21 protein-coding genes are annotated in these 19,343 nt (G+C 64.0%); 10 read left to right on the top strand and 11 right to left on the bottom strand.

Annotated elements, in window-relative coordinates; genetic code table 11:
• The first annotated feature begins 192 nt into the window (after positions 1–192).
• The 3 genes from N008_RS14060 (at position 193) to N008_RS14070 (ending at position 2,537) form a co-directional block, all read left to right on the top strand.
• Positions 193–687 carry a glutathione peroxidase gene (locus N008_RS14060; protein WP_231569714.1) on the top strand — a complete coding sequence of 165 codons (495 nt, stop codon included), beginning with the start codon at positions 193–195 and terminating at the stop codon, positions 685–687.
• A 77-nt stretch (positions 688–764) separates the two neighbouring features.
• Positions 765–1,430, top strand: a complete 666-nt coding sequence (locus tag N008_RS14065; protein ID WP_044016859.1) for an HAD family hydrolase — start codon at positions 765–767, stop codon at positions 1,428–1,430.
• 171 nt (positions 1,431–1,601) lie between these two features.
• The gene (locus N008_RS14070; RefSeq protein ID WP_052381558.1) at positions 1,602–2,537 is read left to right on the top strand and encodes a 1,4-dihydroxy-2-naphthoate polyprenyltransferase; all 936 of its coding nucleotides are present in this window, start codon (positions 1,602–1,604) and stop codon (positions 2,535–2,537) included.
• 509 nt (positions 2,538–3,046) lie between these two features.
• Here N008_RS14070 and N008_RS14080 read toward each other — a convergent pair.
• The 4 genes from N008_RS14080 to N008_RS14095 form a co-directional block, all read right to left on the bottom strand.
• On the bottom strand, positions 3,047–3,340 hold the full coding sequence (locus tag N008_RS14080; protein ID WP_071884542.1) for a hypothetical protein: 294 nt from the start codon (positions 3,338–3,340) through the stop codon (positions 3,047–3,049).
• A gap of 116 nt (positions 3,341–3,456) precedes the next feature.
• Positions 3,457–4,299 carry a hypothetical protein gene (locus tag N008_RS14085; RefSeq protein ID WP_044016863.1) on the bottom strand — a complete coding sequence of 281 codons (843 nt, stop codon included), beginning with the start codon at positions 4,297–4,299 and terminating at the stop codon, positions 3,457–3,459.
• Complete coding sequence (locus N008_RS14090) at positions 4,296–4,751, bottom strand: hypothetical protein (protein ID WP_044016865.1); 456 nt, start codon at positions 4,749–4,751, stop codon at positions 4,296–4,298. The genes N008_RS14085 and N008_RS14090 overlap by 4 nt, the downstream gene beginning before the upstream one ends.
• Before the next feature lie 74 nt (positions 4,752–4,825).
• Positions 4,826–5,599: a DUF1223 domain-containing protein gene (locus tag N008_RS14095; RefSeq protein ID WP_052381559.1), complete on the bottom strand. Its 774-nt coding sequence runs from the start codon at positions 5,597–5,599 to the stop codon at positions 4,826–4,828.
• Positions 5,600–5,786: 187 nt separating this feature from the next.
• Here N008_RS14095 and N008_RS14100 point away from each other — a divergent pair, with 187 nt between their 5' ends.
• The 4 genes from N008_RS14100 (at position 5,787) to N008_RS14115 (ending at position 8,554) form a co-directional block, all read left to right on the top strand.
• A complete protein-coding gene (locus N008_RS14100; RefSeq protein ID WP_044016867.1) occupies positions 5,787–6,542 on the top strand; it encodes a cytochrome b/b6 domain-containing protein in 756 nt (251 codons plus the stop codon).
• 146 nt (positions 6,543–6,688) lie between these two features.
• Entirely contained in the window at positions 6,689–7,489 is an 801-nt protein-coding gene (locus N008_RS14105; protein ID WP_044016869.1) for a molybdopterin-dependent oxidoreductase, read from the top strand.
• Between the two features lie 216 nt (positions 7,490–7,705).
• Positions 7,706–8,296, top strand: coding sequence for a sigma-70 family RNA polymerase sigma factor (locus N008_RS14110; protein ID WP_044016872.1), 591 nt, complete (start codon positions 7,706–7,708; stop codon positions 8,294–8,296).
• 15 nt (positions 8,297–8,311) lie between these two features.
• Positions 8,312–8,554, top strand: coding sequence for a hypothetical protein (locus N008_RS14115; protein WP_156109327.1), 243 nt, complete (start codon positions 8,312–8,314; stop codon positions 8,552–8,554).
• Positions 8,555–8,813: 259 nt separating this feature from the next.
• Here N008_RS14115 and N008_RS14120 read toward each other — a convergent pair whose 3' ends face one another.
• Together N008_RS14120 and N008_RS14125 are read right to left on the bottom strand one after the other, a co-directional pair.
• Positions 8,814–10,547, bottom strand: a complete 1,734-nt coding sequence (locus N008_RS14120; RefSeq protein ID WP_081910808.1) for a DEAD/DEAH box helicase — start codon at positions 10,545–10,547, stop codon at positions 8,814–8,816.
• A gap of 247 nt (positions 10,548–10,794) precedes the next feature.
• Entirely contained in the window at positions 10,795–11,817 is a 1,023-nt protein-coding gene (locus N008_RS14125) for a Gfo/Idh/MocA family oxidoreductase (RefSeq protein ID WP_044016876.1), read from the bottom strand.
• Positions 11,818–12,109: 292 nt separating this feature from the next.
• Here N008_RS14125 and N008_RS14130 point away from each other — a divergent pair, with 292 nt between their 5' ends.
• The 3 genes from N008_RS14130 to N008_RS14140 all read left to right on the top strand — a co-directional run bounded on the left by N008_RS14130 (position 12,110) and on the right by N008_RS14140 (position 15,058).
• On the top strand, positions 12,110–12,841 hold the full coding sequence (locus tag N008_RS14130; protein ID WP_044016878.1) for a class I SAM-dependent methyltransferase: 732 nt from the start codon (positions 12,110–12,112) through the stop codon (positions 12,839–12,841).
• A 27-nt stretch (positions 12,842–12,868) separates the two neighbouring features.
• Positions 12,869–13,996 (top strand): CaiB/BaiF CoA transferase family protein, encoded by a 1,128-nt coding sequence (locus tag N008_RS14135; protein ID WP_044016880.1) that lies wholly within the window; start codon positions 12,869–12,871, stop codon positions 13,994–13,996.
• Positions 13,997–14,215: 219 nt separating this feature from the next.
• Positions 14,216–15,058, top strand: coding sequence for a hypothetical protein (locus N008_RS14140; protein WP_231569715.1), 843 nt, complete (start codon positions 14,216–14,218; stop codon positions 15,056–15,058).
• 167 nt (positions 15,059–15,225) lie between these two features.
• Here N008_RS14140 and trpS read toward each other — a convergent pair whose 3' ends face one another.
• The 5 genes from trpS to N008_RS14165 all read right to left on the bottom strand — a co-directional run bounded on the left by trpS (position 15,226) and on the right by N008_RS14165 (position 19,249).
• A complete protein-coding gene (gene trpS, locus N008_RS14145) occupies positions 15,226–16,203 on the bottom strand; it encodes a tryptophan--tRNA ligase (protein WP_044016882.1) in 978 nt (325 codons plus the stop codon).
• 15 nt (positions 16,204–16,218) lie between these two features.
• Positions 16,219–16,866: a hypothetical protein gene (locus N008_RS14150; protein WP_044016884.1), complete on the bottom strand. Its 648-nt coding sequence runs from the start codon at positions 16,864–16,866 to the stop codon at positions 16,219–16,221.
• Positions 16,867–16,910: 44 nt separating this feature from the next.
• Positions 16,911–17,660: a queuosine precursor transporter gene (locus N008_RS14155; RefSeq protein ID WP_044016886.1), complete on the bottom strand. Its 750-nt coding sequence runs from the start codon at positions 17,658–17,660 to the stop codon at positions 16,911–16,913.
• A 152-nt stretch (positions 17,661–17,812) separates the two neighbouring features.
• The gene (locus N008_RS14160; protein WP_044016888.1) at positions 17,813–18,730 is read right to left on the bottom strand and encodes a ribonuclease Z; all 918 of its coding nucleotides are present in this window, start codon (positions 18,728–18,730) and stop codon (positions 17,813–17,815) included.
• A gap of 144 nt (positions 18,731–18,874) precedes the next feature.
• Entirely contained in the window at positions 18,875–19,249 is a 375-nt protein-coding gene (locus N008_RS14165) for an STAS domain-containing protein (RefSeq protein ID WP_044002696.1), read from the bottom strand.
• Positions 19,250–19,343 lie beyond the last annotated feature (94 nt).

Here is a 19,343-nt window from a genome sequence, read left to right on the forward strand (position 1 = left end):
ATCAGCCGCCCGACCCGGGCCGGATGAGTTGAACATTGCAGAGCCGATAGGGTTTGGTAGCCGGTCACTATTTTCGTTTTGCCCATGAAATCCGTTGCTTTAGGGCTGCTGGCCGGCTGTCTGGCGTGTTCTTCGCCAACAGCGCCTGCTACTTCTTCTTCGTCATCCTCCACCTCTTCTCCCGCCACTACTATGTCTGCTCCCGCTGCTGCCGGTTCCGTTTACGATTTCACGCTTCAGGGTATTGATGGCCAGCCGGTTTCGCTGCGCCAGTTTCAGGGCAAAAAGCTGCTGATTGTAAACACCGCCTCGGAGTGCGGCTACACCCCCCAGTACAAGGAGCTGGAGGCGCTGCACCAGCAGTACGGGGCCAAGGTGACGGTGCTGGGCTTTCCGGCCAACAATTTCGGCGGCCAGGAGCCCGGCACCGATGCTCAGATTGCCACGTTCTGCGAGCGGAATTTCGGCGTCACGTTCCCGCTGTTCAGCAAAGTATCGGTAGCCGGCCCCGATGCGGCCCCGCTGTTTCAGTACCTGGGTAGCAAGGCCCAGAACGGCGTTACGGACGAAAAGCCGACCTGGAATTTCTGCAAGTACCTCATCAACGAGCAGGGCCACGTGCAGGCGTTCTACCCCTCCAAGGTGAGCCCCACGGGCCCCGAGCTGCTGGCCGCCATTCAGCAGTAGCGTGCCGGGCATCCGGTTTGCGCCGGCGTGGCGCGGGCCGGATGCCTACCTTTGCCGCCGCAACTTCTTTTCTCCGCATGGTCCGCACCGTTATTTTCGACATGGACGGCGTTATCGTCGATACCGAGCCCGTTCACCGCTACGCCTATTTCCGGCATTTTGAGGAGCTGGGCATCGGGGTGTCGGATGCGGAGTACGCGCAGTTCACGGGCCGCTCCACCAAAAACGTGTACCAGCACCTCAAAGACCGGCACGGCCTGCCGCACGAGGTGGGGGAACTGGTGCTCAGCAAGCGGGAGTTTTTCAACCGGGCCTTCGATGAGAAGCCCGACCTGGAGCTGCTGGAAGGGGTGCGCGCCCTGATTGAAGACCTGCACCAGCACGGCCTGGAGCTGATTCTGGCGTCGTCGGCTTCGCACTCCACCATTGCGCGGGTGATGCGCCGCTTTGGCCTGGGGCCGTACTTCACGCACCTGCTCAGCGGCGAGGATTTCCCGCGCTCCAAGCCCGACCCGGCCATTTTCGCCCGGGCCGCCGCGCTGGCCACGGCTGCACCCGCCGAGTGCGTTGTGATTGAGGATTCCAGCAACGGCGTGACGGCCGCCAAAGCCGCCGGCCTCTACTGCATCGGCTACAACAGCGAGCATTCGCCCCTGCAAGACCTGAGCCATGCCGACCTGGTGGTAGCGCACTTCAACGAGCTGAGCGCCGAGCGCATAATGGCATTGGAAACGAGTAGCTGAACGATGTAGAAACGCACTAGTTGGAGTCTCGTCGTTGAACTGTGATGTAAGAACGGTCAACATCAGCAACGACGAGACTCCAACTAGTGCGTCTCTACATCGTGCGGTTCGCACCTCCCAACACGCATTTCCAAAGAGCTGCGCCTTCGCCCGCAACTCAAACATACTTTCATGGCAATTTCTTCTCCTGCCGCTCCCGCCCCGGTCAGCCCCATCAAAGCCTGGATTTCGGCGTTTCGGCCGCGTACGCTGCCGCTGGCGCTGGCCAGCATTATGGCCGGGGGCTTTCTGGCCGCCAGCCACGGGCACTTCCGCGGCAGCGTGGTCGGGCTGGCGGCCCTCACCACCATCCTGCTCCAGATCCTGAGCAACCTGGCCAACGACTACGGCGACTCGCAGAACGGCGCCGACAGCGTGCACCGCGAGGGGCCGCAGCGGGCCGTGCAGAGCGGGGCCATCACGCCGGCCCAGATGAAGAAGGGCATGGGCCTGTTCGGGGCACTGTCGCTCGTGAGCGGGCTGCTGCTGCTGTGGGAGGCCCTGGGCACGGCCGGCGCCTGGATTTTTCTGGCGTTTTTCGTGCTGGGTCTCTCGGCCATCTGGGCGGCGGTGAACTACACGGCCGGCTCCAAGCCCTACGGCTACGCCGGACTGGGCGACTTGTCGGTGTTCGTGTTTTTTGGCTTGGTGGGCGTGTGCGGCACGTATTTTCTGCAGGCCGGCACGCTGCCGCTGCCGGTGCTGCTGCCCGCCGCCGCGCTGGGCTGCTTCGCCACGGCCGTGCTCAACGTGAACAACATCCGCGACATCCGCTCCGATGCGCTGGCCGGCAAAATCACCATTCCGGTGCGCCTGGGGCCGCAGCGGGCCCGCGTGTACCACGCCGTGCTGCTCACGGCCGGCCTGGTGTGCGCCGTGGCTTACGTGCTGCTCACCTACCGCTCGCCCTGGCAGTGGCTGTTTCTGCTGAGCGCCCCGCTGCTGGTACGCAACGCCGCCGCCGTGTGGCAGTGCCAGGACAGCATGCAGCTCGACCCACTGCTCAAGCAAATGGCCCTCACCACGCTGGTATTCACGCTGCTGTTCGGGCTGGGGCAGGTGCTGTAAGTGGTCTTGTATGAATAGTCTTTCAGCTGCTGCCAACGTACTGGCACCCGCGTATTACCTCCTTCTTGAGAGAGGATACGCGGTGTTTCATGAAAAAGAGTCAGACCTGTGGGTGGCACAGAAGGACGGCTTACGCCTACTCGGGTACTCTACCATTGAGCTATGCGGGCTTGCCTACATTCACGAGATGAAAGGGAATGATTGGACAGTAGCTGATGCGGCTATTGAGGATTATCTCAAACTGGAATCAGCGTAATACTACCCGGCAAAGCAACCACCCGCTTCAGGGCGCTTTGGAACCTAGTGCTCCACCACGAGCCGGCTTATTTTCGCCTGACGCTGGCCGAGGCAGCCTAAACGCGCTGACGGTAACCAACCTGACTGCTGCAACAATCCGTCGGACCGGAGCCGCTGGATACGCGCGCCGCACCAACTGCTATGCACTGCGCCCCGGCTACTTGCGTAGTCGGGGCGCAGTGCGTTAGGGGAAGAAGGTAACTGGGGCGTGGTTACATTTTATCCATCTTGTGGTCGGCCATTTTGCTTTTGGGCGCTTTCTTGGCCGTTTTTGCCGAACTCATTTTGCCGGTAGCCATCTTGCCGTCGGTCATTTTGCCGTCCGACATCTTACCATCGGTCATTTTGCCGTCGGTCATCTTGCCGTCGGCCATTTTATCGGTTTTCATCTTGTCGCCCTGCATTTTGTCGCCTTGGGCGAGGGTGGGGGCGGGCAGGAGCGTGCCCAGGCAGAAAGCGGCGGCGAGCAGCAGGGAGCCGGGGGCGAAGAACAGGTTGGTACGCATGGAGAAGAGGGGAAAAGTGAAACGTGAAATATGTGTGGTGTTGCCCGGGTAGACGCGCCCCGGCAGTAGGCCTTACAGCAGGCGCAGGACTTTTTTTGGCAGCGGCCGAGGCCCGGTTACCATTCCACGGCCACCCCAAACGTGAGCTGCTGGCCCGAGTACACGTTGCGCAGCCGGCCAAAACCGGTGGCCCAGTCGGTGGTGAGGCGCAGGTGGCGGGTGGCCTCGAAGCTCACGCCCAGCCCTGCCGTGGAGTACGCCACGCCCTCGCCCAGCCCGATGCTGCCCAGCCGGTTAGGGTCGGGCGGGCGCACGTTGTCGAGGGTGCGGAAGGTGGCCGTCAGCCAGGCTTTTTTCCGGAGGTGGTAGCCGGCCTGCGCCCCGTAGCTGTACTGGCTGGTGAAGCCGGCGGTGCGCTGGTTGTAGCCCGCCTCCACCGTGAAAAAGGCCGGCCAACGGCTCAAACTGTGCGAGAGGGCCGCCCGCGTCCACACGTTCCACTCCCCGTCGCCGGTGGGCAGGGCCACGAACACGCGCGGGTCGGTGCGGTCGAAGCCGCGGGCGTGCGGGTTGCCCAGCGGCGCTTCCACGCTCAGGCCCACGGCCAGCGGCCAGGCCCCGCACAGCAGCCCGTAGCGCAGGCCCACTTCCGGGTCGCCAACGCCCCGGCTGGGCGTGACGGTAGCGTAGGCAGCGTGCCGGTAAACCGGAAAGTTGAGGGTGGCCTCCAGGCGGTCGGTGAGGCCGTACTCGGCGTAGAGGCTGTACACCTGCTGCCGAAACCGGGCCGTTTCGATGGTGGGGCCGCTGAGCGGATGGTAGCGCATGGTGCTGACGGTGGTGAGGCCGGCCTTGGCGTAGCCGCGCTTCTTCTTGCGCGTCCAGCCGCCACCGGCCTGGGCCTCGGCCGCGAGCAGCAGCGCGGCGGCCAGCAGCCACCCGGCGCGGGCGGCCCTCATTGCAGAGCCGCCGCGCCGAAGTTGTATTGGGCCGGCTCGCAGTGCAGCACCACGTGCGAGAAGCCCGCCGAAGCCGCCGGCACGGCCAGCACCTGCGCCCCCGATTGCGTGATGACGCCCACGCTCAGCACGTTCTCGGCCCCGCGCCCCCGCTGCACCCGAATCAGCTCGGCCGACTTGGCCAGGTAGATGGTGAGCGAGCCGGTGTGAAAATCGGTCATGAAATCGGCGTTGAAGCGCAGAAATTCCTTGCCCGCGGCGTCGCGCACCAGATCTACGGTGCCTGAGCTGGGTACGCCGCCCTGGGGTTGCACAATGCCCTTGCGCACCACCGTGAGCGTGCCGGCCGGGGGCGTGGTGGTGGTAGTAGATGCGGCGGGTTCCGGGGTTTCCTGCTGGCAGGCGCCCAGGCTCAGGCCCAGCAGCAAGAGGCCTAGTATGCGGGTAGTCATGGGAAAAGCAATAAAGAGTGAACGGTATGCTGAGTTGGAAACCGCGCAGCTGGCGGCCGTAAGCTGGCCGGGCCCTAGCCGGCGGGGCTGAGCGGCAGACTGCCCACGCCCACCACGCGGTGGCTGGCGCGCTCCTGCACCAGCACTACCGCCCGCAGGTGGTTTTGCTGCCATTGCGGCGGCAGCCGGAGCGCGGGCGTAGCCCCAAACGTGCCATCGGCGGCTACCGCGCCCAGTGGCCGCAGCTCCCGCACCACGGCGGCGTGGCGCACCAGCCGCCCGGCGTTTTCGCCCCGCCCGATTTGGGTGATGAGGCCGGTTTCGGTGATGAGCAGCAGCACGTCGGCCGGGCCGGTGCCGGCGGGCAGGTCGCGCACCTGCACGCGCAGGGCGGCGGCGGGGCCACTGAGCTGCACGGTGGCGCGCGGCGCACGGGCCGCCTGCGCAATGGCTTCCAGCAGCTTGGTTCGCTGGCTGCCCACCAGCTCGTAGCGGCCATTGATGACGGCCTGGGGCGTGTAGGAACCCGAGCCGAAGCCGGCGGCGTAGGTGCGCTGGCGCTGGGTGAACTGCTCCGAGGAGAAGGCGTCTTTCCAGCCCAGGCGGTTCCAATAGTCCACGTGCTGGCCCAGGGCCACTATTTCCACGCCCGGCACCGGCTGGCTGGCTTCCAGCTCCCGCAGCGCGGCATCGGCGGCGGGGCAGCTGGAGCAGCCTTCGGACGTGAACAGCTCCACGGCCACCGGCACGCGGGCCGGCGCCGGCCCAGCAGGTGGGCCAGGCAGCGGGATGGGGGAGGTGAGCGGCAGGCTTCCGAAAGCCAGACCGGCGACAAGCAGCAGTTTCATACAGAAAACAGACAGGGCCAGCCAACGGCGGCGGCTACCCGGCTAGACGCACCACCGCTTCCGGCCTTACAGCCAGCCCCGAAAAATATTTTTCGGCCTCGGTGTAAGGTGGCCGCCGGGCAGGCGTCTATTGGGGTGGCGGTGGCTGGCCGCCTGCTGGTTTCTCCCCTCAAACGCCCTGTGTCCTATGCCTCGCCTCGTTGAAAAGCACCCGTTGGCTATCCGCTGGTTTCACTGGCTCAATTTTCCGGTGCTGGCCCTCATGATCTGGAGCGGCCTGCTGATTTACTGGGCCAACGACGTGTACCGGCTCGGGTGGGGCGACACCACGCTGCTGCGGTTTTTCCCGCAGTCGGTGTACGATGTGCTGGACATGGACCACAAGCTGGCCAAGGGCATGAGCTGGCACTTCGTGCTGATGTGGGTGTTTGCCCTCAACGGGCTGCTGTACGTGAGCTACACCCTGCTATCGGGCGAGTGGCGGTACCTGGTGCCGCAGCGCGGTACGCTCCGCAGCGCCTGGCACACGCTGCTGCACGACGTGGGCCTGCGCCGCGACCCGCCGCCGCCCGCCAAATTCAACGGAGCCCAGCAGCTGGCCTACACCTCGGTGGTGCTGATGGGGGCCGGCTCGCTGCTCACCGGCCTGGCCATCTACAAGCCCACCCAGCTGGCCGGCCTCACCACCGCGCTGGGCGGCTACGAGTGGGCCCGCCTGGAGCATTTCGCCCTGACCATCGGGTACGTGCTGTTTTTTCTGGTGCACATTGCCCAAGTGGTGCGGGCCGGCTGGAACAACTTCCGGGCCATGGTAGCGGGGTTTGAAGTGGTAGAGGACCCCGCACCTATGCCCTCAACTGCACCCCGGGCCGCCGCGCCGGATGCAGCCTCCGGCAGTGGCAATCCGCTGCCCGCTGTGCCGCCGCTGCCCATGCGGCCCTAGCCTGAGCCCCGTTGCTCACAACTCTACATCTGGCCCCGGTCCTGGCAGCAGAATGTGGCCGGCCCCGGGTATGGAGCTGATTGCGGCGCGCCACCCAGAGCCGCCAGAACTACCAGTTTTCCCTCACTTGTTTATTGTACTGCCCGATGCAATCCGAATCATCCCTTCCGCAGCCGCCCGCCACGCCACCCACTGCTGCTGATGTTGCCTTGGAGCGGGAAGTGACGCGCCGTTCCCGGCGGGCCTTTCTGGTGGGTGGGCTGGCCACGCTGGCGGGCCTGGGCGGCTGGCGCTGGCTGCTGGGCCAGCCCGAGGTGATGGGCATTCCGGGGCCGCTGCGGGCCGGCCTGGAGGCCAACGCCCGCGTAGCCGCCACCCTGCTCAGCCCCACGCAGCTGGCCCCCGAGTTTCCGCGCAGCCAGGCCCGCACGCCCCGCGCCAACGGTTCCGTGGGCCTCAAGCAGCCGCTGGACACGGCCGCGTGGCGGCTGCGGGTGGAAGGTTTCGGTGGGCAGCCGGTTCGGGAGTTCTCCCTGGCCGAGCTGCAGGCGTTGCCCCGCACCGAAATGACCACCGAGCTCAAGTGTATTGAGGGCTGGAGCACGGTGGTTACTTGGGCCGGGGTGCGCCTCACCGATTTCCTGGCCCGTTACCCGCTGGCTACCCTTCCCTCTGCCGAAATAGCGCCCTACGTAAGCCTGCGTACTCCCGACGATGCGTATTACGTGGGCCTCGATATAGCCAGTGCCCTGCACCCGCAAACCCTGCTGTGCTACGAGATGAACGGCCGGCCGCTGCTGCCGGAGCACGGCGCGCCGCTGCGCCTCATCACGCCCCGCAAGTACGGCATCAAGCAGCTCAAGCGCATCGGTACGCTGGCCTTCGTGGCGGAGCGCCCGGCCGACTACTGGGCCGCCCGGGGCTACGACTGGCACGCCAGCCTGTGACAGTCGGGAACGAAACGGGCAGGGGCCAATCTGCCCGCCGGGATATTTGCGTTATTGTGGTGCCGCGTGGTGCCGTAGCGCCCCTGGCAGCTCGCGCCCCCACGCCGTTCGGACGGTTTCGTTTCTACGGCGCGGGGGCGCGAACTGCAAAGTTCGCGCTACTGTCGGCTGAATCAGGCGGCCCGGTTTTTCTCATCTTCACCTATCCTTTCCCGCATGGCCCTTTTGGTGCCCGAGCCCGCGCAGTGGCTTGCCCGCTACGGCGACGAGCTGTACCGTTACGCCCTGAGCCGGGTGGCCTCGGCGGAGGAGGCGCAGGAGCTGGTGCAGGATACCCTGTGCAGCGCCCTCGACGCGCTGGCTTCCTTTCGCGGGGAAGCCTCGGAGCGCACCTGGCTGTTTGTGATTCTGCGCCGCAAAGTCGTGGACTTTTACCGGCGGCAGGCCCGCTCGCCCTTCGTGCCGCTGCCCCTATTGCCCGAGCAGGACCCCGAGGCCGAGTTCTTCCAGCCTGCTACCGGCCACTGGCAGCCCGGCCAGGGCCCCGCCGACTGGGCCGCGCCCAGCGACGAAGACGCGCTGGAGCAGCAGGAGTTTCAGGCGGTGCTGCGCAGCTGCCAGCAGCGGCTTTCGCCCCAGCACGGGGCCGTGTTTGTGCTGCGCTTCGCCGAGGAACTATCGGCCGAGGAAATCTGCGCGGCGCTGCAGCTGACGGCCGCCAACTACTGGGTTATCGTACACCGCCTGAAACTTCACCTGCGCCGCTGCCTCGAAAAGAACTGGTTCGGCTCCACTCTCCGTTCGTAACGTATGCGCACCTTCATGTCCGATTGCCAACGCGCCACCTTGCTCATTGAGCGCCGCGCCGACCAGCAGCTGCCCCTGGCCGAGCGGATGCAGCTGTGGGCCCACCTGCGCCTGTGTGCCTACTGCCGCCGCTACGCCGTGCAGAGCCCGGCCCTGGCCCGCGCCGCCCGCCTCGCCGCGCAGGCCCCCTCCACCGCCCAACTGCCCCCCGATTTTGCCGCGCAGCTCCAGCGCCGCCTTGATGCGCCAGAGTCTTGAGCTAGCCCTTCGCAGATCGTTCAACGACGAGACGCAATATTTTGCGTCTCGTCGTTGAACGATTGGTCTTGCGTAGATCAAACAACATCAGCAACGACGAGACGCAAAATATTGCGTCTCTACACCGGCCAATGGACACATATCAACCTGATAGCTGCAACTGATTGTACTGTGCGCCCCAAGTTAACGGCCCGAACCCAAAACGGCCCCGCTGCACATGCAGCGGGGCCGGTTTTGGGTTCGGGTTAGTATGAATTATTCAGCGGCCGGGGCGTACCGGGGCAGAAGCCTCGGAGGTAGCGGCACCACCCTCGGGGCGGGGGCCGCGGCCGGAGCGGTTGCGGCCCCCGCGTTTGCGGCGGCGCTGGCCTTCGGCTTTGTCGCCTTCGGCACGCGGCTCAGCAGCGGCTTCGCCTTCGGTGCGTGGAGCCCGCGGTTCGCGGGGCGGGCGGGCCTCGCCTTCGGGGCGCGGGGCACGTGGTTCGCGGGGTGGACGAGCTTCGCCTTCGGCGCGGGGTTCACGCGGCTCGCGGCGGGGGCGGCTGTCGCTGCCTTCGGGGCGGTCTTCGCGGGGTGGGCGCTGGTAGGGCTGGGCCGGGGCCTGGCCGGCATCGAGGGCGGCCAGGGCGGCCTGGGCCTTGGCAATGCGGGCCTGCTGGTCGGCGTCGGGCTTGCCGTCGCCGCGGTTGGGGCGGACACCGTCGCGGCCACCGCCGGAGCGGCCGCCACCGCTGCCGCCTTCGGGGCGGGGGCTACGGTCACGGCCACCGCCGGAACCGCCGCTGCGGGGGCCGCGCTCGGGCCGGCCGCCTACTTTGCCGCGCAGGCCACTGAAGCGTTTGGGGTCGAACTCGGGCGCTTCGCCCAGGCCGAGGCCTTCGGTGATGTTCTGCTTTTCTACTTCGCGCTCAATCAATTTCTCGATTTTGAGCACGCGGTCCTGGTCCTGGTCGGCAATGAAGGTGATGGCCGTGCCTTTGGTGGCGGCGCGGGCCGTGCGCCCGATGCGGTGCACGTAGTCCTCGGCGGCGCGCGGGATGTCGTAGTTCACCACGTGGCTCAGCGAGTCGATGTCAATGCCCCGGCTCAGCACGTCGGTGGCGACGAGGATGGGGAACTGCTTGTTCTTGAAGGCGCGCATGATTTCCTCGCGCTCCTCCTGGGTGCGGTCGGAGCTAATGCCCCGGGCCTCGATGCCCAGCTTGTTGATGGCCCGCACGATGCCGCCCACGGCCGCTTTCTGGCTGGTGAACAGCACCATGCTCTGCACGTCCTGGGTTTTGATGATGTGCTCGAGCAGGTAAATCTTCTGGCGGTCGAAGGCCATGTAGAACTGCTGGTCGATGCCGGCGGCGGGCTTGGAAACGGCCAGCCGGATTTCCTCGGGGCTTTTGAGCAGCTGCTGCGAAAAGTCGCGGATTTTGCTGGGCATGGTGGCCGAGAACAGCAGCGTCTGGCGCTCCTTGGGCAACTGGCGCACGATGTTGAGGATGTCATCGGAGAAGCCCATGTCCATCATCTTGTCGGCCTCGTCGAGCACCAGATACTTCAGGTCCTCGAACTTCACGTAGCCCATCTGCATGTGGGCAATGAGGCGGCCGGGCGTGGCAATGATGATGTCGGCGCCGGAGGTGAGGGCGCGCTTCTGCTGCTCCCAACCTTCGGATTTGCCCCCGCCGTAGATGGCAATGGAGCTGGCTTCCACGAAGTAACCGAAGCCGGTCACCTGCTCGTCGATCTGGGTGGCCAGCTCTCGGGTGGGCACCAGCACCAGCGTGGAGGTGGTGCCGTGCTTGGCGTGCGAAATCTTGTCGAGGAGCGGCAGCAGGTAGGCGGCGGTTTTGCCGGTGCCGGTCTGGGCGCAGGCAATCAGGTCTTTGCCTTCCAGAATGCGAGGAATGGCCTGCTCCTGGATGGGCGTGGCATTCTGGTAATTCATGGCATCGATGCCCGCGAGCAGGTCATCGTGCAGGTTAAACTCGTGAAACGTCAAAGTACAGCTTCGTTAAGATGATAGAGGGCTGACCTTGCGTCTCGGTCAGCAAACCGCTGGATTGGATTGAAACAAAGATAACGGGATTTGTGTGCGGTTGAGGTTGGGGTGGAGAGAGTGAACGCAGAACGTCATTCCAACCAGAACGTCATGCCGAGCGGAGCGAGGAATCTCGCGTGCTGACGTTGGGTTAGTATTACAACATCAGCACGCGAGATTCCTCGCTCCGCTCGGAATGACGTTCTTTTTAGCCTTTACCCGCCAGCACCTCCAGCTGCCAACGCAACTGCTCGGCGCGCACCGGGAAGGGCTGGCCGTGGCGGATGGTTTGGTACACCGCCTCAAACAAACCCTTGTACTGACCCTGGGGCGCGGGGAGGCGGGAAACCTGGGTTTCGCCGGGGGCGGGCACCAGCGTGAGGGTGCCTTCTTGGCCGGCGGGTTCGTGACCGTAGGGGGCGGCGGTAGGCAGCAGGCCCTGGTCGAGTTGGGCTTCCTGCACGTCGGTGCGGCTTTTCTGGAACGAGCCGCGGGTGCCGTGCAGCACGTAGGCCGGGCCGGGCGCGGCCGTGAGCAGGCTGCCGGCCACAAACACGTTCAGTCCCTGCGGATACTGCAGATGCACGTGGAAGTAGTCATCGACGCGGGAGTTGGGGCGGTGGCTGGCGCGCGTGACGTGGGTGCGCTCGGGCCGCCCGAACAAGCTCAGGGCCTGATCCAGCACGTGCGGGCCCAAATCGAAGCTCAGGCCGCTGCCCGCCACGCTGGGGTCTTCCTTGAAGGTTTTGGCGTTGAGAGCCAGTTTGTACCGATCGAAGCGGAAATGCACTTCCGTGAGCCGGCCCAGCTGGCCGCTTTCCACTACCTGGCGCACCAGCTGGAAGTCGGAGTCCCAGCGGCGGTTCTGGTAAGCCAGCACGTATAGGTTTTGCGCGGCGGCCAGGGCCAGCAGCTCATCCAGCTCGGCCACGGTGGTGGCTACTGGTTTTTCGATGAGCACGTGCTTACGGGCCTGCAACGCCTGCCGGACGAGGGCGAAATGGGTGTCGTTGGGCGTGTTCACCACCACCAACTCCAGCTGCGGGTCGGCCAGCAGCTCGGCCACGCTGTCGTAGCTGATGAGGCTGGGGTACTGGGCCTGCGCCTGCTTGCGGCTGCGTTCCACCACGGCCCGCAGCGCAAAGCCAGGGTGCGTGCTCAGAAACGGCGCGTGAAAAATGCGGCCCGACATGCCGTAGGCCAGCAGGCCGGTTTGGATGGGAGAGGACATGGGCGTTGTTCGTTGTTGGAGAAGCAGGCAGTAGAATGGGTTGTCAAGAACAGTATTCCGGGAACGTCGTTTCAAGAACGTCATTCTGGGTTCAGGAACGTCATTCCGAGCTTGCGAGGAATCTCGCGTGCTGACGTTGCAATGGTAACCGTCATGCTGAGCTTGCCGAAGCATCTCTCCCGTTTCGTTGCAACCGTACGGTTAGCGCTGCAACATCAGCACGCGAGATTCCTCGCAAGCTCGGAATGACGCTCTTTTACCCGCAATCCACCAGTTCAACCATCCAACCGCCATGCTCGACCGATTCTCTGCCCAGGCCGACCTCTACGCCCGCTACCGCATCGACTACCCGGCGGCCCTCTACGACTGGCTGCTGCCGCAGGTGCCGGGCCGCGGCCGGGCCTGGGACTGCGCCACTGGCAACGGGCAGGTGGCGGCCGTGCTGGCCGAGCACTTCGGGCAGGTAGAGGCCACCGACATCAGCGCCGCGCAGCTGGCCCAGGCGGCCCGCCAGCCCAACACCACTTATCAGAAGGCCCCGGCCGAGCACACGCCGTTTGCCGATGCCAGCTTCGATCTGGTGACGGTGGCCCAGGCCGTGCATTGGTTTGATATGGCTGCCTTCAATGCCGAGGTACGCCGCGTGCTGCAACCCGGCGGCGTGGTGGCCGAGTGGGGCTACGGTCTGTTGCGCATCAGCCCCGAGCTGGACCCGCTGGTGCAGCACTTCCACAACGACACCATGCGCCCCTACTGGGACGACAACCGCTGGCACATCACCGACGAGTACGCCCGCCTCTCGTTTCCGTTTGCCGAGGTGCAGCAGGCGCGGTTTGAGGTGCGGCGGCAGTGGTCGGCGGAGTGGTTTCTGAACTACCTGCGCACCTGGTCGAGCGTGGTGAAATACCAGCAGCTGCACGGCCAGGACCCGGTTTTGCTGCTGGCCGAGGAGGTGACGCGCCTCTGGGGGGCGGGCGAGCGGGAGGTGGTGTTTCCGGTGTTTGTGCGGGCCGGGCGGCGGTAAATCGGGGCGGGTGCTACCTTCGGCCGCATGAATTCTTTCGATGAACTCCCGCTGGCTGGTTTGCGCGTGCTGGAACTGGCCTCGGTGCTGGCCGGGCCGCAGGTGGGCCAGTTTCTGGCGGAGCTGGGGGCCGACGTGCTGAAGCTGGAAGCTCCGGCCGGCGACGTGACGCGCACCTGGCGCACCCCGGCCGAAGACCCCGCCACCACCGTCACGGCCTACTTCAGCAGCGCCAACTGGGGCAAACGCAGCCAGCAGCTCGACCTGACTACTGCTGCCGGCCAAGCCGCCCTGCACCAGCTAGCCGCCACCGCCGACATCGTGCTGACCAGCTACAAGCCCGGCGACGCCGAGAAGCTCCGCGCCGACTACCCCACGCTCTCGGCCCTGAACCCGCGCCTCATCTACGGCCACATCACCGGCTACGGCCCCACCGAAACCCGCGCCGGCTACGATGCCGTGCTGCAGGCCGAAACCGGCTTCATGCACCTCAACGCCCCCGGCCCCGGCCAGCCGCCCCAGAAAATGCCGGTGGCCCTCATCGATTTGCTCACCGCCCACCAGCTCAAGGAAGGCCTGCTCACGGCCCTCTACCGCCGCGAGCGGACCGGCCGGGGCGCGCTGGTGCAGGTGAGCTTATTGGATAGCGCGCTGGCCTCACTAGCCAACCAGGCCGCCACTCACCTCGTCACGGGGCAGGAGCCGCATCCGCTGGGCTCGGGCCATCCCAGTATCGTGCCCTACGGCACCGTGTACGAGGCACAGGACGGCACGCGCCTGCTGCTGGCCGTAGGAGCTGACCGCCAGTTTCGCCACCTCTGCGCCGTGCTACACCGCCCCGAGTGGGCCGATGATGCCCGCTTCCGCCGCAACCCCGACCGGGTAATGCACCGCGCCGCGCTGGAAGAACTACTAGCCCAGCGCATTGCGGAGGTGAGCGGCCGGGAGCTGCTAACCCAGCTGGAGCAGCTGGCGGTGCCGGCCGGGGCGGTGCGCACGGTAGGGGAGGCTTTGGCGCATCCGCTGGCCCGGCCGATGCTGCTGCCGCCCGCGCCCGGCTTCCCATACGCTGGCGTGCGCACGGTGGCATTCCGCAGCAACGCGTGGCCGGTGGCGGCAGCCCTGAGCGCGCCGCCGCCTCTCGGGCCGGAGTAGCAACACAGTAGCGCGAACTTTGTAGTTCGCGCCCCCGCGCCATAGAAACGAAACCGTCCGAACGGCGCGGGGACGCGAACTACAAAGTTCGCGCTACTGCCCCAGCTAAAACTCCGTGGTGGCTACTTTGCGTACAGAATACTTTATGGGTGCGGGCTTCGGCCTGGCCTTTGTTTCACTGGCGGCCGGTTTAGCCGGTTGCCGCTGCGTTGTTACTACATGGACGAACTGCCCTCCATCACTCCCGCCACTTCCCCCCAAACCGACGACGGCACGCCCGGCGCCCCGCACGTAACGCCCGCCACGGCCGGCACGCCCAACTCCGAGGGCAATGCCCCCAACGCCCCCGGCGAGCCGGCTCCCTCCCCCCAGGACCGCCTCGACCTGATTTCGGATGGCCTCAAGCAGAAGTCGTCGGTAAAGCAGGCCATCTACCGCAACACGCTGGCCACGTTTGATATGCTGCGCAAGGTGTCGCAGGAGCTGGTGGTGGAGCTGAGCCGCCGTATTTCGCCCGTTGATTCCTCGGTTATCATCGAGTACCGGCCCGTCAACGACATGGAGTTTCACATCCGTTTCAGCGGCGACCTGCTGGTGTTCGTGCTGCACTCCAACATCGTCACCTTTCCCGACGACTACGGCCCGATGGACACTCAATACGTGCAGGATGACTTCCGGCGGCGGTTTTTCGGCCACATCATGGCCTACAACTTCATGGCCGACAGCATCAAATACCAGCGCCTCAACGACCCTGGCTACCTGGTGGGCCGCCTGCTCATCAACATCGACAGCCACTATTTCCTGGAAGGCGTGCAGCAGCTGGAACTGCCCGACAACGACATGTCGGACAACCCCGTGACGCCGGACAGCCTGCGCCTGTTCGTGGAAAGTGCCATGATTGCCGCCGTCAACAACGACCTGATTGCGCCCCCGCTCACCGACATCCAACGCATTTCCGTGAAGCAGAAGCTGGAGAACCAGCAAGTCAGCCGCGGCAGCAAAGTCGGCTTCAGCTTCTACCAGGAACAGCGCCACCCCAACATCGACGGCCTGCCGTATTGAGTCTGCTGTCATTGCGAGGAGGCACGACGAAGCAATCCGTCCTGTCCGAAGTGACAAGCCCCAAAGACGCGAAAAGCCCCTGCCGTTCGTACTGACGGCAGGGGCTTTCTGCTTGTTCGAGACTTGTCGCCTGATGCGCGGAATGTCTGTCCTCGCAATGACAGTTTCTACCGCTTCTGGTAGCCTACTTTCCCGCGCACTTTGTTGAGTACTTCGGAGCCGTAGGCTTGGGCTTTGGCGGCGCCTTCGGCCAGCTTGCGGTCCACTTCGGGCAGGTTGTTCATGTAGAAGTTGAACTGCTCCCGCTCCTGGGCAAAACGGCTCCGGATGACCTCGTAGAGCGCTTGCTTGGCGTGGCCGTAGCCGTAGCCGCCGTTCAGGTAGTTCTGGCGCATTTCGGCGGTCTGCTCGGGCGTGGCCAGCAGCGAGAACAGCTTGAAGGTGGTGTCGGTATCGGGGTTTTTGGGGGCTTCCAGCGGCGTGCTGTCCGATACGATGAGCTTGATGTTCTTCAGCAGGGCTTTGTCGTCGAGGAAGATGTCGATGATGTTGCCGTAGCTCTTGCTCATCTTCTGCCCGTCGAGGCCGGGGATGGTCTGGATCTGCTCGTCCACCCGCGACTGGGGCAGCACGAAGGTTTCGCCGTAGCGGTTGTTGAAGGCCGAGGCAATGTCGCGCGCAATTTCCAGGTGCTGCACCTGGTCTTTGCCCACGGGCACGATTTCCGCGTCGTAGAGCAGGATATCGGCCGCCATCAGCACCGGATACGTGAACAGGCCCGCATTCACGTCGGAAAGCCGGTCGCTCTTGTCCTTGAACGAGTGGGCGTTGGCCAGCATCGGGAAGGGCGTGAAGCAGCTCAGATACCACGTCAGCTCCGTCACCTGCGGCACGTCGGACTGGCGGTAGAACAGGTTCTTGTCGGTATCGAAGCCGCAGGCCAGCCAGGAGGCCGCCACGGCGTAGGTGTTCTGGCGCAGCAGCTCGGCGTCGCGCACGGTGGTGAGGGAGTGCAGGTCGGCAATGAACAGCAGGCTTTCGTTGGCGCTGCTTTTGGAGAGTTCAATGGCGGGCAGGATGGCGCCGAGCAGGTTGCCCAGATGCGGGCGGCCGGTGCTCTGAATGCCGGTGAGGATGCGGGACATGAGGCTTGGGAAAAATCAATCAGGAATGGCAGGAGTGGTGATAGGAGCGTAGGCCTGGCCAGTGTTCAAGGCCCGAATGAGAGCGGGCAAGCCGTCTACGGTTACCGAGCCATCTTCTACCAGTTTAGCCAAATCATCCCTCATCCGAAGATGAGGCAGTAAGGCGTCGCGAAATTTGCGGCCGCCTCCCGTCAGGCGGTTGGCCGTGACCGGAGTTATAGCGGTTTCATTTGCCCAGCGCAGCAAGTATACATCGTAGGTTGAGCTGCCACCGCCAGACATGGTGCCACCAGCGCCCATCATCATGGGGGCGCCCACCGTGTATTCGTAACGCATCAAGACCATTTGCCCGCTGTCGAGTAACTCCACAAAGGCCTCGTCTACTGTTTTGCCAAACCCTATTGGCACCTCGAAATTAGTAGCAGTAACGAAACGCTTTTGCTCTATGCGGAAAGAGGCTACTGCGGTCGGTGTAAGCTGCCTGGTGCTGTTGTCGGCGTGTTTCGCGATGAGCAGCTCGCTGCTCCGTAGTTTAAGCTTAGCCGACTGGCGGACAGCGCCTGCGCCTGCCAAAATATAAGATCCGGGTTTAAACGGGTTGAATTGAGCCAATAAAATCTGTGGCAGCAATAGCGCCAAGACCAGAATGTAGAGGGGTTTCATGTTGGGTATAACGGTAAGGATGTTCAGAGAATAATAGCTGGAGCCTAAACCGCCGCATCGGCGGCGGCTTCCTGTTGTAGCTCGTGGGTGGCTTCGTCGCCCAGGTACCGGTCGATGAGGAAGTGGGCGAGGTAGAGCACAGGCGTAAGCAGGATGGCGGCGGCAAATTTATACCAGTAATTGGCGTTGGCCACACTCAGCACCTGCTCCAGCGTCCAGTTGCCGAACACGTAGAAGGCCACGAACAGCACCACAAACGAATCGACGAGCTGGGAAACCAGCGTGGAGCCCGTGGCGCGCAGCCACACGTAGCGCCCCCCGGTAGCGCGGCGCAGCAGCTGAAACACGGTGGCATCGAGCACCTGCCCAATGCCAAACGCCGTGATAGAACCCGCAATAATGCCCAGCCCCTGCCGGAAAATGCTGCGGTAGGCGAAGTCCACGTCGAAAGGCCGGCCCTGGGCGTCGGCTTTGTTGGCATCGAGCCAGAAGGCGGCCGGGGGCAGCAGAGTAGTGGCGTAAATCACGAGGAAGGCAAACAGGATCAGGCCCACCGTGAGGTAGCTCACGCGCAGCACGCCTTCCTTGCCAAAGTACTCGTTGATGATATCAGTGGTCACGAACACCACAGGCCAGATCAGCACGCCCGCCGTGAGGTTGCCGGGCAGCCCCATCAGCGCATCCACCGAGAAAATCTTGACCCCGATAATCTCGGCCAGCAGCGCATTCACGATGAAAATGCCGCTGAGCACCAGGTACAGCTGTTGCTTTTTGTGGGATAAGGGTTGGGGCATAGGAGGGGAGAGAGAAATCAACGGTTGATTTCGGGTGCTAAAACGAACGTCATGCAGAGGCGCAGCCGAAGCATCTCGCGTGCTGACGTTGAATCACCACTTTTGCGTCAGCACGCGAGATGCTTCGGCCGCGCCTCTGCATGACGTGCTGCCTACTCGGCCAGCGAAACCGACAGGCCTTCCACAGCCAGTTCCGTCCATTCGAACTGGGTTTTGGCCTCGGTCAGCAGCGGCTCCAAGTCGCGGTAGCGGCTGCTGAAGTGGCCGATGAGCAGGCGGTGCACCTCGGCACGGCGAGCCAGCAAACCGGCCTGCCGCGCGGTGGAATGGTGCGTAACAGCCGCCCGTTCCCGCATATCATCCATGAAAGTGGCCTCGTGATACAGCAGATCCACGCCGCGCACCAGATCGGCCAGGCCCTCGGTGTACATCGTGTCGGAGCAGAAGGCATAGCTGCGGGCGCGCTTGGGCTCGGTGGTGACGGCAGCGTTAGGCACCAGCAGCTGGCCGTTGTCGTCGAGCAGGTCTTCGCCTAGCGTGAGGGCATTAAACTGCGTGGGCGTGAGGCCGGGCGGAAGCAGTTCCTTCACCAGATGGCGGCGCTTAGGCTTTTCGCGGAACAGGTAGCCGCAGCACGGGATGCGGTGCCGCATGGGCAGTGTGTGTACTGTCAGGTGTTTGTCCTCGAAAATCTGGAGGTGCTGGGTGGTATCTACCGGCGTAAACTCCAGCTCGAAGCTGAGGTGCGTGTAGGAATGCCGGAACTGCATGGTCAGCACCTCATCTAGGCCGGGCGGGCCAAACACTTTCAGCGGCTCGGTGCGCCCGTTCAGGTGCATGGTGCCCAGCAGCCCGAAAAGTCCAAAGAAATGGTCGCCGTGCAGGTGGCTAATAAAGATGGTGTGGATGCGCTGGTGCCGGATTTTGTGCTCCATCAGCCGGCGCTGGGTGCCTTCTCCGCAATCGAGTAGGTACTGGCTGCCACCCACCGTCAGGACCTGGGCCGTGTGGTGGCGGTCCATGAACGGGGTGGCCGAAGCACTGCCCAGGATTTTCAGCTCAAACTCCAAGAGAGGCGGTGGTTGACAGAGGTGGTTGACATAGGAAGGTCGGCAGGCGTCATTCCCAAAAGGGGATGAAATACAAATTGGTTGTCAGGTGCCAGCTCACGAAAGCCTGACATCTGACAACCAACCACTGACAACCGAGAAAAACTATTCTTTGCTGGTCAGGTCGCGCTCAATGGCGTGCAGAAAAATCCGGTCGATGCCTTCCTCCACGGTGGGCAGAATGTGCAGCACCGATTCGAGCTTGCTGATAGTGATGAGCTTCATTACGTGGTCCTGCAGGCCGGTGAGCACAAGCAGGCCGCCAGTGGAATTGCACAGGCGATTGGCAATCAGAATAGAGCTCAACCCCGATGAGTCGGTGTACTTTACGTTGCTGAGGTCCAGGATCAGGTTGTTGATTCCTTCGGCATTCAGCTTCACGAATTCCGATTTCAGATCGGGAGCTACAGTGGTGTCCAGCTTCTTCTCGTCGATCGTAATTATCGTGTACGTTTCCTTTTTATCAATTGAGTACTTCATACCGTCGGTGGTTCGGAGTTGTAAGAGAGTTGCGAAGGTAATAAAAAAAAGATTCGTCGGAAGAGGCGCAAGCGGTTGATCAATTTTCTTGAAA

The organism is Hymenobacter sp. APR13 (assembly GCF_000737515.1).
In the GTDB taxonomy this organism is placed as follows: Bacteria; Bacteroidota; Bacteroidia; order Cytophagales; family Hymenobacteraceae; genus Hymenobacter.